Raw genomic sequence first — 16,082 nt, 5'->3', positions numbered from 1 at the left:
TCCCCGACCCAGCCCCCGCCCTCCCCCGCCTCCTGACCCCACCACCCCCCAGGCGGGGCCCCCCCCTGCGCCCCGACCCGGGCCGCACCACCGCTTCCATCGCCGAAGGAGTCCAGCCATGACGTCCAGAAGAGCGCCGCGCCCCCGCCCTCCGCCCGCACGCTCACCCCCTGGAACCTCGATGTCCTCCATCTCGAACCCCGATGCCATCGCTGCGTCGGTCAAGTTCCCCCACCGCTCGAAGCGCGGCATCCTCCTCGGTCTCAGCGCCTCGCAGCTGATCACCGTTTCGGCCTCCGGCCTGCTCCTGCTCGCCGTCCTCGTCACCCGCGGCGTCGTCGGCGCCCTCCAGCTCATACCCCTGTGGGCCGCTGTCGCCGCCTTCGTCTTCATCCGCTACCGAGGCCGCACCCTGGCCGACTGGGCGCCGATCGCCGTCCGCTACGCGCTCCGCCGCTTCCGCGGACAGCTGGTCTGGCTCGCCCGCCCGTCCCGCCGGCCGGTGCGCGAGGGACTGCTGCACCTGCCCGGCAGCGCGGCCAGCCTGCGCGTGGTCACCGCCCCGGACCGCCGCTACGGCGCCGTCCACGACCCGCACGCCGGCACCCTCACCGCCATCGTCAAGGTCTCCTCCCGCGCATACGCCCTGCTCGACCCCGGCACCCAGAACGCCAACGTGAGCGGCTGGGGCCGCGCGCTCGCGGCGCTCGCCCGCACCGGGCACGCCGCCCGCATCCAGGTGATCGAGCGGACCGTCCCCGACTCCGGTGACGCACTGCGCCGGTACTGGGAGGAGCACGGCAAGCCGGACGCCCCGCTGGCCGGTGCCCTCTACGGCGAGCTGATTCAGAACGCGGGACCGGCCGCAGCCCCGCACGAGTCCTACGTCGCCATCGCGCTGGACTTCAAGGCCGCCCGGCGCCTGATCAACCAGGCCGGCGGCGGGCTCACCGGAGGCTTCTCGGTCCTCGCCCAGCTGACCTCCGCCTTCGAGCAGTCCGCCCGCACCGCCGGTCTCAACCCGAACGGCTGGCTGTCCGCCACCGAGATCGCGGCGGTCGCCCGCACCGCCTACGACCCCAAGTCCCTTGCCGCGTTGGACCGCTGGTCCGAGAACAGCCGCCCTTCAGCCGATCCGGCAGCAGCGGGACCGGTGGTCGTAGTAGAGAAGGCCGACCACATCTCCACCGACTCCGCGCACCACTCCACCTACTGGGTGGAGAACTGGCCCCGCACCGAGACCAGCCCCGGCTTCCTCCACCAGGTGATGTTCGCCTCCGGCGTGCGCCGCACGGTCTCCCTGGCCTACGAGCCGAAGGACCTGGAGTCGGCGATGCGCGACGTGCAGCGCAAGAAGGCGTCGGTCATCGCCGACTCGGCCGAGCGCGCCCGCAAGGGCCAGGTCGCCTCCGAGGCCGACTCGGTGGAGTACCAGGACATCCAGAACCGCGAGCGCCAGCTGATCGCCGGCCACGCCGACGTCGCCCTGACCGGCCTGCTGACCGTCTCCGCCGACACCGAGGGCGAGCTGCGCTCCGCCTGCGCCGTGGTGGAGACCGCCGCCGTCGGCGCCCAGCTCGACCTGCGCCCGCTCACCTGGCAGCAGGCCGAGGCGTTCACCGCCTCCGCCCTGCCGTTCGCCCTCGCCGCCTGATGCCGGCCACCACCTCTTCCGAAAGAGCACCGCCATGCCGGCCACCACCGCCACCGCGCAGGACTTCGTCCCGTACGCGACCGCCGCGATCGACTTCCACCGCGCGCTGAACATCCCCGCAGGTCCGCTCGTCGCCTCCCGAACCGAGCTGGACTCCCTGCACGCCCACCTCGTCGCACTGCACGGGCTGCTCGACGCCCACGCCCAGCGCACCTCACCCCTGCTCCCGGGCGAGGGCGACCACCTTAAGGCCACCCGCACCCGCCTGTGGCAGGCCGCCGACCACCTCCACGCCGCCTACCACTCCTCCCCCCGGCCCGGCAGCGGCGAGGTGCCCGACGCCGAAGCGTGCCGTGCCGGCCGGCCCGAGGGCGCGCCGGAGCTGACCATCTGCCGCCGGCACCAGGAGGCCGCGCATCTGGTCCGCCGCCGGACCACCCCGGCCGACCTGTACTCCCCCTTCACCGGTCTCGTCCGCCACTGACCCGGAAACCGTGATCATGCCCAGGAACCGCGCCACCGCCAGCCCCCTGTTCGTCCCCCGCAAGAACTCCCGCGCCCAACAGCGTTCCGCCAGGGCCGAGTTCGCCGAAGCCCGCGGGAAGGCCCGCCGGGCCCAGGCCCCGGCCGAACGGCGCGAGTTCGAGGGCGTCGACCCCGAGCTTCAGGCCACCTACCCGCCGTCCGGGCGGCCCGGCCCCGCCTCCGCCCGCGGCGGCAGGCTCCGCCTGCCCAAGCACCGGATGACCACCGCCGTCGCGGGCGGGGCCTACCCGTTCCTGGCGGAGGCCGGCCTCGGTGCCGAAGGGATCTTCATCGGCCGTGACCTCCACGCCGAGGGTTCCTTCTGCTACGACCCGTTCGCCCTCTACAACTCCGGCCGGATCGAGGGGTTCACCAACCCCAACGCTGTCCTCTGCGGTGTCATCGGCATGGGTAAGTCCGCCCTCGCCAAGTCCATCGCCACCCGGGCCATCGCCCACGGTTACAAGATCTACATCCCGTCGGACCCGAAAGGCGAGTGGTCCGCTCTTGCCGAGGTGCTCGGCGGTCAGACCATCGCGCTCGGCCCCGGCCTACCGGGGAAGTTGAACCCCCTGGACGTGCCGGAGCGACCCTCCGGGGTGAGCGAGGGGGACTGGGCCGGCGAGGTCCGCAAGCGGCGGCTCCTGCTGCTGGCGAGCCTCGCGGCCACCGTGCTCAAGCGCGACCTGCTGCCGATGGAGCACACCGGCCTCGACGTCGCCCTGGACCTGGTCGTCGCCGAGGCCCACGCTGCGGGCACGGTGCCGCTGCTCGGCGACATCGCCCACGCCCTCGGCCGACCTGAGCGCCTGGACGCCGCACTCGGCAAGGAGGCTGGCGGCCTCGGCCGCGCGGTCGACGACCTCGCCCACGCCCTTCGCCGGCTCGTCCACGGTGACCTCTCGGGGATGTTCGACGCGCCATCGACGGTGACGTTCGACCCGGACGCTCCGATGCTGTCGATCGACCTGTCCCGCCTTGGCAGCAGCGGCGACGACACGGCCCTGGTGCTGGCGATGACGTGCGCGAGCGCGTGGATGGAGTCCGCGCTCGCCGACCCCGGCGGCGGCAGGCGATGGGTGATCTACGACGAGGCGTGGCGGATCATGCGGCACGTCGGCCTGCTGGAACGTATGCAGCAGCAGTGGAAGCTCTCACGGGGCCTGGGCATCGCCAACCTGCTGATCCTGCACCGGCTTTCCGACCTGCAGTCCGCGGGCAACGCCGGGTCCCGCGGGCGCGTGCTCGCCGAGGGCCTCCTCGCCGACTGCAGCACCCGGATCATCTACCGGCAGGAACCGGACCAGATCGCGGCCTCCATGGCCCTGCTCGGCCTCACCGGCGTCGAGGCCCAGGCGATTTCGGCTCTGCCGCGCGGCCGGGGCCTGTGGAAGGTCTCAGGCCTCAGCTTCATCGTGCAGCACCTCCTCCATCCGCACGAGCGCGGGCTCTACGACACCGACCTCCGCATGTCCGCATAGCCGACTCTCCACAGCAACAGAGCACTTGGTCTCGAAGGAGGAGAGCCCGAGCCGTCAGGACGGCTCCCGTGTGCCTGCTTTGCACCGTCCGAGCAGACCCCGCCTCGCCGAAGCCCACCTCACCGTCCCCCGAAGCGGAGCCCCATCGTGCCTACCGAAGCCCCCCGTGTCCTGCCCGACGTCGCCGTCGGGCGCCACCCCGATCACGGCATCGTCGCCGCCCTGCCCACCCGGTCGGCCGCCGCCCAGTGGATGCTGGAGCGGCTTGACTTCCAGCGCGTCCCCGGCCACCCAGACCTGTACGCGCTCACCAACCAGCATCATGAGGCCACTGAGCGCGCCGCCTGGGCCGTCAAGCTCCTCACCGGCGCCGGCTACTGCGTCGAAGCCGACATGTCCCTGACCCCCGACGGCTCCACGGGCGAGGTGCGGGCCCAGGCGCGGCCCGGTGCCGATCCGCAGCCAGACCCCGGGCCGGACGTCGCCTTCGCCGAACACCCCCAGCTGGGCATCGTCGCCGCCGTCGGCGGCAACCAGCCGCTCAGCCCGGCAGTCTTCCTCGAGGTCGACGGCTGGCGCTGGAACCGCGACCTGGACATCTTCCTCCCGCCCCCGGTCACCAACCGGGCGGAGGCCCTCGACGCCGTGGCCCGGAGCACCCTGGAACTGCGGCGCGGCAGCTACCAGGTCGCCATGCAACCCCAACTCGCCGAAGCCGTCGCCGCCAACCGCGCCCCGCTTCACCAGGCCTTCGCCACACACAAGTTCCACGTCGACGACGACGCCGTTGCGCAGAGGCCCTCCCATCGACCGGTCGCCACCGCGAGCCCCGCGACCGTTCCCGCCGGACCTCCCCCGGCGGCCGTCGACCCACGGGTCGCCTTCGCGCGAGCCCGCTGACCAACCCCGCCCCGATCACAGAGGAGCAGAACCGATGGCCGTGAAGACCGTCTGGACGATCACCCACTCGTGTGGCCACGAGAGCGAGAGGGACCTCGGCGACCGCCCGGCCGATCGCCGGGCCGGATTCGCCGACTGGCTCGCCAAGCAGGACTGCACCGACTGCTGGCGTGCCGCGAAGGACGGCGACGAGGCGGACAAGGCCGCGTGGCTGGAGGCGAAGCGCGCCGCCGAGCAGACGCAGTCACAAGCCTGGTCCGAGCGGTACCGCATGCCGCCGCTGGAAGGCAGCCAGCGGGGCGTCGCCTGGGGCGTGCGCTGCCGCCACCAGCTCCTCGCTGCCGCATACACCGCCCTCGTCCTGGACAGCGGCATGTCCGAGGCAGCCTGGGAAGAGATCGAGGACCGGGCCCGCACCATCACCCGCGCCGGTTGGTGGATTGACCAGCGCTCCTCCGAACCGGACGACCTGAGCGAGCTGCTGGACGCCGCCGCGGACACCGACCGGCCGACCGAAAACCCCTTCGTCTGACCTGCCGGTGCCCCTGCCCCGACGCAGGGGCACCGGCCCCAAATCCCCTCCCCAGCAGAGGGATTCGGAAGTCTTGCCATGCTTATTTCCCTGCTTCACTGCACCCTCCGGCGCACTGAGAGCACCACCGACTGCTCGCCGAACTGCACCGTGCCGATCCCGGATTCGCGCCCTACCTGCTGACCTCATGGTCGCCTGAGCTGACCGCCCAGGGGCACGTCGTCCCTGCCGCAATTGGCGGCACTGCTGGACGAGCCGCTGGCGCTGCGCACGCGCCGAACCGGCCACACCCCGCCCCGGCATCTCATCTTGCACCGATCGATACACGGCACCGCCTCGACCGCACTCACCGACGAGACGACCTCCCGGCCGAGCACTGGATCCGCCTACGGACCACCAACCCCATCGAATCGACCTTCGCCACCGTCCGGCTCCGCACCAAGGTCACCAAGGGCGCCGGCACCGGCGCCGCGGTCCTCGTCATCGTGTTCAAGCTCGTCGAATCCGCCCAGGCCCGCCGGCGCTCGCTCAGCGGCGCCCACCTCGTCGCCCTGGTCCCTGCCGGAGCCCGCCTCGAACGCGGTCAGCTGATCGAACAGCCCGCGCCCGTTGCTGCCAGACCGAGCCCGACCGTCGACGAGCTGTTCCCTCAAGTCCCTCAAACCGCCGGCGGCCAAGCGATCAGCCTCAGATTTGCAGGGGTCGGATTCCTGCCCAGGCACCGCAACGTGAGCTGCCTGCGACGTAGTCGAGGTGTCCAACCGTGGTGAAGCAACGCATCTCGAATGGCCCCGGCGACCAACCCCGGAGCGACCACCACACCATGCTCAACCCACGTCACCATGCGTTGTCCATCGACTTCCTCATGCAGGACGACGATCGCCGCGCCGGGCTCGTCGTTGGGCGCGACCACCCAGCGATAACGCTCCCCGTCGACGACAACAACCCGCGTTCCCTTTTTTGCTATGGCCATGCAATGCAGCTTTTCAGGTGTTGTACCGCCTCACCAGCTCGCGCAGATCGGTGTGCCCCCGTCTCGAGGCGCTTCACCTCTGACCGAGGTCAACTGATCCACAAGTATTGGCAATTACTCCCGTCGAGAGCGTCGCTGCTGGCGGTGGTTGCCAGCTACCTGCCCGTGACCGCACCACCGCCTCAAAGTGCCCGGCGCAGTACACCGCGTGGCCAAGGTCAGCCTCGATCGGGTTTAGATCAGCGGGTACGTCGCTTCCTTCGGTCGTTATGAGAGCCAGTCTCCCGCCCCCTTGTACGGGCGCACCGCCCTCTGTTCGAGCGAAACGGTGTTCGCAGGTCGCCTCACCAGCCGCCAGTACGGCCGCTGGGCCCAGCTGCACAACGACGGGCACCTCGCCCATAGCCACGATCTCGTGTCGCTGACACTCGTGGAGCAACTCAGCCGGTAGCCCGGCAGTCCGGCGTCTACCACCGACCTTCGGCTGGGCCAAACCGCCGATTCCCCGAATTCTGTCTCCTGCCAGCCTGCCCTCCGGGGCCCGCCGCCCGCCCGAGAGGGGACGCCGTGATCGCCCATCTGCAGCGCGCCGCCACCACGGCCGCGCTGATTCCCGCCCTCTACAGGCCGAATGATCCCCACCACCGCCTGAAGCCCCGGCTGATCGGCACCGACTACCGCGGTACCAACGCCCAACTGCCACTCTTCGGCGACCCGCAGGAAGTCCTCAGCGGTGGCGTGCTGGACGATCCTGCCGCATGGATCGGCTCCCGAGCGGCCGGTGTGGCTGTGCTCAGTACGCTCCGACCCCCGCCACCCTGACCTGACCGACGCCCAGTGGGCCGACGTCGCCCGGCTCCTGGTCACCGTCACCGGACTCGCTCCCTCCAGCGACCCGCCCCGCAGCCGGTGAGCCCCGGCGCCTGGACGGGCCCAGCCGCAGCCGGGCCGCCCCCGACAGCTCCGACCACCGGACGCCCCCACTGAAACGCCTTCCCTCGACCCTAAAGAGCAGACCGGTGACCCGCACGAGAGCCGAGCGCGCGTGCCCCCACCGGCTCGCACACCCCAGGAGCCGCCATGCCTTCCCCGCGCACAGGCGCGCCGTCGACCACCACCGGGCCCGACGCGCTGCTCTGCCTCCTCTTCGGCGTCCTCGGCACAGCCCTCGCCTTCGGCTCCCTCGCCTGGCTGACCGGTAACCTCACCAACTCTCTTGTCGGCAGCGGACCGTGGGCCCCGTACCGGGCAACTGACGCCCTGCTGCACCCCGAGGGGCTGTGGCCGAACCTGAGCGCCACCGCGCTGCTGCTCGGTGCCCGCCTCGTCCCTGGCCTGCTCACCCTGGTCCTGACCATCACCGGCCTGGTCCTGTGGATGCGCTGGCGCGGTGGCACGAAGAACGGCCTCGCCCGCAAAGCCGATCTCGCCCCGCTGCTGGACAAGGAAGTCACCGCGAAGGCCCGCAGCCTGCGCCCGAGCCTGAACGACCGGGAGCGTAAAAGAGGTCGCACCGAACGACCGGGGCATCCTCGTCGGCACACTCTCCCCCGGCAAAGCCGAGGTCCGCGCCTCCTGGGAGGACGTCCTCGTCGCCATCATGGCGCCGCGCTCCGGCAAGACGAGCGGCCTCGCAATACCGGCGATTCTCGCCGCCCCTGGCCCCGTCCTGCTCACCTCCAACAAGGCGGCCAACGACGCTTACACCACCACGGTCGACGCACGGGCAGAGGTCGGCAACGTCTGGACACTCGACCCGCAGCAGATCGCCCACCACCCGCGCGAGATGTGGTGGGACATCCTCGCCGACGCCCGCGACCTCGCTGGCGCGAAGAGGCTCGCAGGGCACTTCGTCACCGCGTCCGTGGACGAGTCCAGCGGTTCCGACTTCTGGAGCACCGCCGCGAGCAACACCCTCGGCGCACTTTTCCTGGCCGCCGCCAGCCACCGGCGCCCGATCACCGACGTGCTCGCCTGGCTCGCCTCCCCGGCCGACCGAACCCCGGTCGACCTGCTCTCCGATGCCGGCCACCACGCCGTCGCCGCCCAGCTCCAGGGCACGGTCAGTGGCGCCACCGAGACCCGTGACGGGATCTACGAGACAGCGCGGCAGTACGCGAGCTGCCTGCTGGACCCCGAGATCGCCGCCTGGGTCACCCCGACGAAGGGCCTGCCAGAATTCAAGCCGTTCGACTTCGCCACCTCCCGCGACACCCTGTACCTGCTCAGCAAGGACGGCGGCGGCAGCGCGAGCGCGATCATCGCGGCGGCGGCCGACGCGGTGATGCGGGCCGCCGTGATCGTCGCCGAACGCTCCGGCGGACGGCTTGACCCGCCTGCGCTATGTGTCCTCGACGAGGCCGCCAACGTCTGCCGGATCAGCGACCTCCCCGATCTGTACTCACACCTGGGCAGCAGGGGCGTCATCCCGATGACGATCCTTCAGTCCTACCGGCAGGGCCAGCGCTGCTGGGGCGAGGCCGGCATGGACGCCTTGTGGAGCGCAGCGACCGTCAAGGTGATTGGCAGCGGGATCGACGACGCCGACTTCGCGGACAAGTTGTCCCGGCAGATCGGCGAGCACGACGTGCAGACCACCTCCGTCTCCACCTCCGACGGCGGCAAGTCCACGTCCGTGTCGATGCGTACCGAGCGCATCCTGCCGCCGGACGCCATCCGCGCGCTGCCCAAGGGGAAGGTCCTGCTGTTCGCCACCGGCATGCGGGTAGCGATGCTCGACCTCAAACCCTGGTACAAGGAGCCGTCGGCAAAGACGATCGGTCCGGCCTCCGCCCGTGCCACCAAGGCCATCACCCAGCGCGCCCTCGCCAAGGCCGTTGACCGCGACGACTTCGGGCTTGCGTCGTGAGTATCCAGCACGCCCCGCCGGCGGTCGCGACTCCACCAATGCTGGCGCGGTCGAAACCCGAGTGTGCTCCGCCACCGAGACCCCGCCCAACCGCGATCTCTCCGGGCCGATACCCACCTACCCGGGCCGACCCGGCACCCCCGCAGCGGTCGATCTCGCCCTCGGCGCCTGAACCTCCGGATCGCTTCTAGGAGTTACCCATGTCCGATCGCACCTCCTACCCCCGGTTGCCTCGCTCCGAGCGGCTGGCGGGCTCCCCGGTCGAGCGCCGGGCCGGCCAGTGGTGGCTGGTCAGCGACACCGGTTCGATCCTGGCCACCAACCCGACCTTCACTGGCGAACTGGACCGCTTCGCCACCGCGATGGCCGCCGCCGAGCGCGATGTCGCCCGGCTACGGCACGAGCAGGCAGCCACCCGAGAGAAGGGACGGTGATGGATGCGCTGTTCAAGGGCGAGCAGGCCGTCCTCGGCGCGATCCTCCTTGACCCTGCCCAGCTCGACACGCTGTCCTGGCTGACGCCCGGCGACTTCTACCGGCCAGCCCACCAGGCCCTCTTCGCCGCGATGCGCACGCTCCAGTCCTCGGAGCACCCCGCTCTCGCCACGCAGGGGAACGTGCCACTGTCCTGGGTGACCGACACCGTCACCGAGGCCGGCCGCCACGTACGCGGGCTGACCTCCCCGTACGCGCACACCCTGATCGCCGCGTGCCCTCGCCCGCAGAACGCCCCGGTCTACGGCCGGATGGTGCTCGAAGGCTCGATTCACCGGACGGTGACCGAGCACGCCGTCCGTCTGGAACATGTGGCCCGGATCGACGCCGAGCAGCAGCAGGTCGAGGGCGTTCTCCACCACGCCGATGTCCTGACGGGCGTCCTCGGCGACCTGTCGCGCCGCTGGGGCACCGATCCCCGGCCGGTCCCGGGCCCCAGCACGGGGCCGGTCGTTGCATCGCCTCCGGTCAGGCCGGAGCAGACCGAAGACGAGCGATTCCTTCTGGCCGTCCTCGTCAGCCAGCCCGCAGCAATGGGCGAGGTCTACGACTGGTTGCGGCCCGACGACTTCGCCGACGCCGGCCACGGCCAGCTCTACCGCTGCCTGGGCGCCCTCCACCACAGGGGCGAGCCGATCGACGAGGTGACCGCCCTGTGGGAGGTCCAGCGGCGCGGCCTGCTGGCTGACGGCACACTCTCGCAGGTCCAGCTCGACAGCCTCCTTGGCGGGCCGGGAGCCGGCTCGGCCGAGTGGCTGGGCGACCGGGTCATCCGCTCCTCCGTCGTCCGCACCACCACCCAGGCAGCCATCTCGATCAAGGCGCTGGCCGAGGACGAGACCCTGGCGCCGGGCCGTCTCATCGGCCAGGCCCTGCACGCGCTCGGCCCGCTCGACGAGGTGCGCGCCCGCTGGCGTACGGCCAACGGGCACCCTTCCCGGGCGCTCGAGAAGACCAGGCCTGCGGTGCGACCGGACCCTGCGGCCCGGATGAACGCGGCGCTGTCCCGCAGCGCCGCTCGGCAGCCCACACCACAGCCCGCTTCGCACGCCGCTCCCGTCGCCCCGCCAAGCACCGCGACCGTCCCTCGAAGCCGTGCTTCGCCTTCCCCCGCTTAGGGAGCAGACCCTGAGCAGAGTCCCCGGGGCTGCACGGCGTGGCGTCAGACCCGGTAGGGGCTACTACCTACTCGTTCCGGCCGTACCAAATCGCGGATTGTCCGGACTCTTTCCCCTCGCAGCCGCACGAACCAAGGGGGCTGTCACGCCTGCTCATGCCCCGGCCCACCGGGCGCCTACCCGCGCGCCGCCAACCGCCGCACGACCGAAGGACCATCATTGACCACCACCCCCGCCGACGCCGGCCCGGCCCAGGACAGCAGCTACCGCACTGTCCTGGGCGCGCCGTCCGTGGCCCGTCTGCTGGGCGGCACCCTGATCGGCCGCCTGCCCACCGGCATGGCGCCGATCGCCATCTTGCTTCTGGTGCGGGTCGAGCACGGCTCCCTCACCCTGGCCGGACTGCTCGGCGCCCTGTACGGCCTCGCTTCCGCGATCGGCCAGCCGCTGCTCGGGCGCCGGGTCGACCGCCAGGGCCAGACCCGGGTCCTGGTCACCTACACGGCGGTCGCCAGCACGGCGTTCCTGCTGCTGCCGTGCACCGGTCCGGTGCGTCATCCGATGCTCGCCGCGCTGACCGTCCTGGTCGCCGGGTTGGCGACGCCGCCACTGGAGGCCGGCCTGCGGGCGCTGTGGCCAGTGCTGCTGCCTGACCCCGAGCGCCAGCGCGCCGGCCTCGCCCTGGACGGCAGCTCCCAGGGCCTGGTCTTCGTCGCCGGTCCGCTGCTGGCCATAGGCGTCTCGGCGGCCATCGGTCCGCACGGCGCCCTCGTGGCGACCGCGGCGCTCGGCCTGCTCGGCTCCGGGATCGTCGCCTCCGCCGCACCGTCGCGCTCCTGGATACCGACCTCCACTGCGGGACCGGCGCACTGGCTCGGCCCGCTCCGCGTCCCGGGCCTGCGGATCCTGTTCACCGCGCTCGCCGGGACCGGCGTCGCCCTCGGCGCGGTGAACGTGCTCGCCCTGTCCGCCGCCGAGCGCCATCACGCCGGGTGGCTGGCCGGGGTGATGCCCGCCGCACTGTCCGTCGGCAGCATGCTCGGCGGCCTGGCCTACGGCCGCCGCGCCTGGCCCGGCGCCCCGGCCCGGCACCTGGTGGCCGCCGCGATCGGCTTCGCCGCCGGGTGGATGCCACTGCTGCCCGACCCGGTGCCCGCCGTCGCCGTCCTGGGCGCCGTCCTGCCCGGAACCTTCCTCGCCCCGCTGCTTACCGCCAGCTTCCTGACCGTCGAACGCCTCGCCCCCGAAGGCGAATCGACCGAGGCGTTCGCCTGGCTCATCGCCTGCATCGGCGTCGGCCAGGCCGCCGGCACCGGCCTCGCCTCCCTCGCCGACGCGGCCGGCCCCCTGCTCGTCGCCCTCGTCCCGCTCGCGGGGGCCTGCGCCGCGCTCTGGCTGCTCCGGCGCTTCAACCACCACCTCTGCTCCTGACTGCCCCCTCCTCCGCTGAAAGAACCACCATGAACACCATTACCTTCGCACCCGCAACTCCCCTCTCCACCATGCACGTTGTGTGGGACTGGAACGGGACGGTCAAGGATGACCTCGACGACCACGTCCAGGCCCTGAACGCGACGCTGCCCGCGCTCGGCGGCAACCTGGTCGACCGGGAGACGTACCGGGCCAAGCACACCGTGCCGATCCCAGACTTCTACGCCCGCCTGCTGGGGCGCGAGATCACCGAGCAGGAGTGGCTCTCCAGCGACGGCGCGTTCCTGGACCACCTGCGCGCCCAGCCCGTGCGGATCCGCAACGGCGCCGTCGAGATGATGACGGCACTGCACGAGGGTGGGCACACCCAGTCGCTGCTGTCGCTGTGCCCGCACGACACCCTGGTGCGCGAGGTCGACGAGGCCGGGATCGGGCACTTCTTCGAGCGTATCGAGGGCTGCACGGGCGCGTCCGGCGGCACCAAGGCCGCCCCGCTGGCCGCCCACCTCGACGCCCTCGGCCTCACCGGTCAGGGTCACCGGGTGCTGCTGGTCGGCGACGCCATCGACGACGCGGACGCGGCCCACGCCAACGGTGCACACGCGGTCCTCCACACCGGCGGTCTCCACCACCCCGCCAAGCTCGCCGCCGCTGGCCACCCCCTCGCCGAGACCCTCGTCGGCGCCGTCGCGCTCGGGTCGCGGCTCATCGCCCGAGCCGCCCACCCTGCGCGCGTCTAGCACGAGTTGGCGCCCTACAAAACCACCGAATCCGCGGATCCTCTTCCCACCCGTATCTCTGGAGCACGCCTATGACCTGCCGAAGAAGACCACCGGCCCCTGCCCGCCCTGTCCGCCCGAACCACCTGGATGTGCCATGTCCGACCCAACCACGGGCGCCCCCGTGCCCGAGCCGATCCGCATCCCCGACGAGGACCTCGACGACCTGGCCAGCACCCTCGCGCGCACTGTCGCCGAGGTCCGCCAGCACGGCGTCCTCCTCAACCGCCTCGGCGCCGACCCCGATGCCCCCACCGAGTCCGGTACCGAGGAGCCGGGCGCGGAATCCACCGAGGCCGAACCCGATGCTCCGACCTCAGTGTTCATCGTCGCCATGGGCGGCGCGGAGTACGCCGCCGAGGTGGCCGCCCTCGGCAACTGGGTCACCCACGTGCTCCTGCCCATTTACGGCCGTGAGATCAGCTCCACCCGCCCCTGGTGCTCGCGCTGGTACGAGCACCAGGAGGCCGTCGCCCGCCTGCACGCGCTGTGGCTCGCCTGGCAGCAGCTGACCGACGCCGAGGCCGGCATCAGCGGACCCGCCACGTGGCACCGCGACCACCTCGACCATGCGCTCCTCCAACTCCGTGCCCCGGACGGACCGTTCGCCGCGTGCACCACCAGCGCGGCCCGGCCCAACCACCGCGTCCTGACCAGCCCCGACCAGCTGGGACTCGCAGCATGAACCCCAAGCTCGACCTCCGGCTCGACGGCCTGGCCCCCGCCGACCAACACACCGAGCGCCTGGGCAGCAACACATGGCTGGACGACTACGAGCCCCTGGTCCAGCACGATGTCGGCGAGCGCAGCTTCGTCCTCGCCCTCGACACCACGGCGACCTGTGGCTACACGCAGGGCGAGCCGAACATCACCGCCTTCGACGTCGTCCGCCACCCCGAGCAGGGCACCTTCAGCCTGCGGGCCAGCGCACACGCCAACACCGTGTTCGCGCAGAAGTGGCTGACCGACCGCGGCTGCCCGCCCGAGTCGCTCAAATTGTCCGCGTTCCGGCCCGCCAACGAACTCACCACCCGTGTGGAGGACCGGATCCTGCGCTCCGGCGACCGCTACAAGGTCTTCGAGCGCATGGCCATGGACGCGGGCGAGAGCGAGGCATGGAGCCTGGCCATCGACAGCGAGGTAACCAGCCTGCCGGTCTGCCTCTTCCTCGAGGAGATCCAGCCCGACCACGACACCTACACCGTGCGCGAGGGTGCCTTCCCCAGCTACGACGTCGCCGAGGACTGGCTGGCGGACCGCCCCGGCCCGTTGCCGCTCGCACCCGTAGACCTCGACCCGGAGACCAAGCGCACCCGCGCCGCCCTGGCGCGATCCAGCACCGCATCGCCGTCGGCCCCGGCCGCCGTCCCGGCTCCCCCCACCTCGGCGCCCGCCGCCCAGCAGGCACCCCGGAGGCCGATGTGACCCGTGCCCGCTTCGCGTTCGCCGCCCACCCCGACGCCATCGCCGACCTGCGCCAACTCCCCGACGCCATCCGCGACCAGGCCCTGCTGCACCTACAGGATCTCGTCCACGGAGAGCGCGTCGCCACCCGTCTCGAAGGCCGCCTGGAGGACTGCCACAAGATCTACCTCGGCGTCGGCGACCAGTGGGCCAGCCACCGCCTGGTGGTGCAGTTCCGCGACGCCCCGCCCACCTCCACGCACTCCCGCGAGGTCTACCTCGTCGCCGCCGGCCCCCGGCTCGACTACGCGGTCTACCGCTCGGCCCAGAACCGCCTGGGTCGCACCGGGCTCAATCTGCCCGCCGGCCTGGCCCCGGCCGAAGCGGCCCGCGTCCACGCAGCCCGCGCCCGATCCGTACACCCCGGGCAAAGCAACGGCCCCGCTCCCGCCGCGTACACCACAGCCTCGCCCAGCTTCGCCCCCGCCCCTCCCCGAAAGGCCCGTTGATGACCACCACCATCCGCACGCCCACCCGCCGCGACCTCGCAGGATGGCTCGCCGAGGCCGCCCAAGCCGTCGCCGGAATCCTGACCGCCGAATACTCCACCCCGGCAACCCGCCCCTACCTCCGCCCGGTCCTCGGCACCCTCGCCGCCGGACCCCGCGTGGTCAGCGAGCTGAACTTCCGCCTGGCGGACCTGCTGGACGAACCACAGCCGGCCACGCCCGTCGGCCTGTTGCCCTCGCCTCCTACGCCTCCGCCCTGGGCTGGCTGACCGAGTACCTCGCGAGCTCACCGCGGCGGTGGACGCGATCTGCACCCGCGCAGGCATCCCCGCTCTGAAGCCCGGGATCGAGGTCGTGTTGCCCGGGACGGCGACGCCGAGGGCTTCGACTACTCATTCAGCGCCCCGAAGCTGGCCGCCATCCGCACCGCCGCCGACGGGACCGGGACGACGGCCGGTGGCGACGACCCGGCGGACGGCCGCGAGGGCTTGGCGGAGGATGTCCGTGCCCAGACCGCGTCCGGCACCGGTGACGAAGATGCCCTTGCTCATAAGGGTTTCCTTCCATACGCCGTAAATTGCGCCCGCTTTGGTGTGGTGATGAGGCGGCATCGCAAGGAGGTCGCTGAACTACACGGATGCGGTCAGGCCTGGTCGGTCGGCATGATCCACAGCTCGCCGATGGAGGTATGACGGGGGCGGGTGACCATGAAGGCGACGCCGTCGGCGATGTCCTCGGGGGCGAGGACCTTGGTCTGCTCGTAGAAGCTGTCGATCACTTCGCGGAACTCGCGCTTGTCGTTGTGCAAGCCCAGTTCGGTCGCCACGCCGCCCTGCTCCAGGACCCCGACGCGCACGTGGCGCTGGGTGACTTCCTGGCGCAGGGACTCGGTGATTCCGTTCACGCCGAACTTGGTGAGGTTGTAGACGCTGTAGCCGTTCCACGCGACGCGGCCAGCAATCGAGCTGATGTCGGCGACCCGGCGCGGCCCCTCCTCGGCCGCCTGCAGAAGGTGCGGCAGGGCGGCACGGGTGATGTAGAGCAGGCCTTGGACATTGACGGCAATCATGCGGTCCCACTCTGAGGCGTCCGCGCCAGCGACGGGGCCAGCAGCATCAGGCCGGCGTTGTTGACCAGGATGTCCAGCCGCCCGGACAGCTCGACGGTTTGCCGCACGGCTGCCTCGGCCTGATGGCGGTCGGTGATGTCCGCTTTCACCACCAGCGTGGTGCCGGCCGGGAACCGGAGGGTGTCCCGCCCGCCGCGCACTCCTGGCCAGCGTGGTCCCGCAGGCGCCTGTGGCCGGGCGCAGCTGTGCGGTCCGGCCCGACCGGCGCGGGGCCCCCAAGACCGGGAGCGGGGCCGGGGGGGGGGGGGCGATAGGAACCCCGGAGAAACCAAGTGGGGGGGGGC

At 71.8% G+C, this 16,082-nt stretch carries 16 protein-coding genes and 3 pseudogenes; 16 read left to right on the top strand and 3 right to left on the bottom strand.

Annotation, left to right across the window (positions count from 1 at the left end):
- Positions 1-181 precede the first annotated feature (181 nt).
- From ACFC1F_RS38095 to ACFC1F_RS38070, 6 genes and pseudogenes are all read left to right on the top strand, one after another.
- Positions 182-1,654, top strand: coding sequence for an SCO6880 family protein (locus tag ACFC1F_RS38095; protein WP_376165525.1), 1,473 nt, complete (start codon positions 182-184; stop codon positions 1,652-1,654).
- A 34-nt stretch (positions 1,655-1,688) separates the two neighbouring features.
- Positions 1,689-2,138 (top strand): DUF6238 family protein, encoded by a 450-nt coding sequence (locus ACFC1F_RS38090; RefSeq protein ID WP_376165523.1) that lies wholly within the window; start codon positions 1,689-1,691, stop codon positions 2,136-2,138.
- 16 nt (positions 2,139-2,154) lie between these two features.
- Positions 2,155-3,660 (top strand): ATP-binding protein, encoded by a 1,506-nt coding sequence (locus ACFC1F_RS38085; protein WP_376165521.1) that lies wholly within the window; start codon positions 2,155-2,157, stop codon positions 3,658-3,660.
- A gap of 147 nt (positions 3,661-3,807) precedes the next feature.
- Positions 3,808-4,560, top strand: a complete 753-nt coding sequence (locus ACFC1F_RS38080) for a hypothetical protein (RefSeq protein WP_376165520.1) — start codon at positions 3,808-3,810, stop codon at positions 4,558-4,560.
- Positions 4,561-4,594: 34 nt separating this feature from the next.
- Positions 4,595-5,092: a hypothetical protein gene (locus tag ACFC1F_RS38075; RefSeq protein ID WP_376165518.1), complete on the top strand. Its 498-nt coding sequence runs from the start codon at positions 4,595-4,597 to the stop codon at positions 5,090-5,092.
- Between the two features lie 365 nt (positions 5,093-5,457).
- Positions 5,458-5,703 (top strand): annotated as a pseudogene (locus ACFC1F_RS38070) (IS256 family transposase); the annotation flags it as partial.
- Between the two features lie 47 nt (positions 5,704-5,750).
- Here ACFC1F_RS38070 and ACFC1F_RS38065 read toward each other — a convergent pair.
- The gene (locus ACFC1F_RS38065) at positions 5,751-6,065 is read right to left on the bottom strand and encodes a hypothetical protein (RefSeq protein WP_376165516.1); all 315 of its coding nucleotides are present in this window, start codon (positions 6,063-6,065) and stop codon (positions 5,751-5,753) included.
- 567 nt (positions 6,066-6,632) lie between these two features.
- Between ACFC1F_RS38065 and ACFC1F_RS38060 the strand changes: the two genes are divergently transcribed.
- The 10 genes and pseudogenes from ACFC1F_RS38060 (at position 6,633) to ACFC1F_RS38015 (ending at position 14,938) form a co-directional block, all read left to right on the top strand.
- Positions 6,633-6,887: a hypothetical protein gene (locus ACFC1F_RS38060; protein ID WP_376165514.1), complete on the top strand. Its 255-nt coding sequence runs from the start codon at positions 6,633-6,635 to the stop codon at positions 6,885-6,887.
- A 258-nt stretch (positions 6,888-7,145) separates the two neighbouring features.
- Positions 7,146-8,934: pseudogene (locus tag ACFC1F_RS38055) on the top strand (type IV secretory system conjugative DNA transfer family protein).
- Positions 8,935-9,134: 200 nt separating this feature from the next.
- Positions 9,135-9,368: a hypothetical protein gene (locus ACFC1F_RS38050; RefSeq protein ID WP_376165512.1), complete on the top strand. Its 234-nt coding sequence runs from the start codon at positions 9,135-9,137 to the stop codon at positions 9,366-9,368.
- Positions 9,368-10,546: a DnaB-like helicase N-terminal domain-containing protein gene (locus tag ACFC1F_RS38045; RefSeq protein WP_376165510.1), complete on the top strand. Its 1,179-nt coding sequence runs from the start codon at positions 9,368-9,370 to the stop codon at positions 10,544-10,546. The genes ACFC1F_RS38050 and ACFC1F_RS38045 overlap by 1 nt, the downstream gene beginning before the upstream one ends.
- 219 nt (positions 10,547-10,765) lie before the next feature.
- The gene (locus tag ACFC1F_RS38040; RefSeq protein ID WP_376165508.1) at positions 10,766-11,977 is read left to right on the top strand and encodes an MFS transporter; all 1,212 of its coding nucleotides are present in this window, start codon (positions 10,766-10,768) and stop codon (positions 11,975-11,977) included.
- Positions 11,978-12,006: 29 nt separating this feature from the next.
- A complete protein-coding gene (locus tag ACFC1F_RS38035; RefSeq protein ID WP_376165506.1) occupies positions 12,007-12,717 on the top strand; it encodes an HAD family hydrolase in 711 nt (236 codons plus the stop codon).
- A gap of 136 nt (positions 12,718-12,853) precedes the next feature.
- Positions 12,854-13,441, top strand: a complete 588-nt coding sequence (locus ACFC1F_RS38030) for a DUF4913 domain-containing protein (RefSeq protein WP_376165504.1) — start codon at positions 12,854-12,856, stop codon at positions 13,439-13,441.
- A complete protein-coding gene (locus tag ACFC1F_RS38025) occupies positions 13,438-14,181 on the top strand; it encodes a glycosyl hydrolase (protein ID WP_376165502.1) in 744 nt (247 codons plus the stop codon). The genes ACFC1F_RS38030 and ACFC1F_RS38025 overlap by 4 nt, the downstream gene beginning before the upstream one ends.
- Positions 14,178-14,669 (top strand): hypothetical protein, encoded by a 492-nt coding sequence (locus ACFC1F_RS38020; RefSeq protein ID WP_376165500.1) that lies wholly within the window; start codon positions 14,178-14,180, stop codon positions 14,667-14,669. Before ACFC1F_RS38025 ends, ACFC1F_RS38020 begins: the two co-directional genes overlap by 4 nt.
- Positions 14,669-14,938 carry a hypothetical protein gene (locus ACFC1F_RS38015; RefSeq protein WP_376165498.1) on the top strand — a complete coding sequence of 90 codons (270 nt, stop codon included), beginning with the start codon at positions 14,669-14,671 and terminating at the stop codon, positions 14,936-14,938. The genes ACFC1F_RS38020 and ACFC1F_RS38015 overlap by 1 nt, the downstream gene beginning before the upstream one ends.
- A gap of 123 nt (positions 14,939-15,061) precedes the next feature.
- Here ACFC1F_RS38015 and ACFC1F_RS38010 read toward each other — a convergent pair whose 3' ends face one another.
- Both ACFC1F_RS38010 and ACFC1F_RS38005 read right to left on the bottom strand, forming a co-directional pair.
- Positions 15,062-15,220 carry a hypothetical protein gene (locus tag ACFC1F_RS38010; protein WP_376165496.1) on the bottom strand — a complete coding sequence of 53 codons (159 nt, stop codon included), beginning with the start codon at positions 15,218-15,220 and terminating at the stop codon, positions 15,062-15,064.
- 92 nt (positions 15,221-15,312) lie between these two features.
- Positions 15,313-15,845 (bottom strand): annotated as a pseudogene (locus ACFC1F_RS38005) (SDR family NAD(P)-dependent oxidoreductase).
- Positions 15,846-16,082 lie beyond the last annotated feature (237 nt).

This window comes from Kitasatospora sp. NPDC056181, assembly GCF_042266225.1.
Taxonomy (GTDB): domain Bacteria; phylum Actinomycetota; class Actinomycetes; order Streptomycetales; family Streptomycetaceae; genus Kitasatospora.
This window is presented reverse-complemented; position numbering and strand designations above follow the sequence as displayed.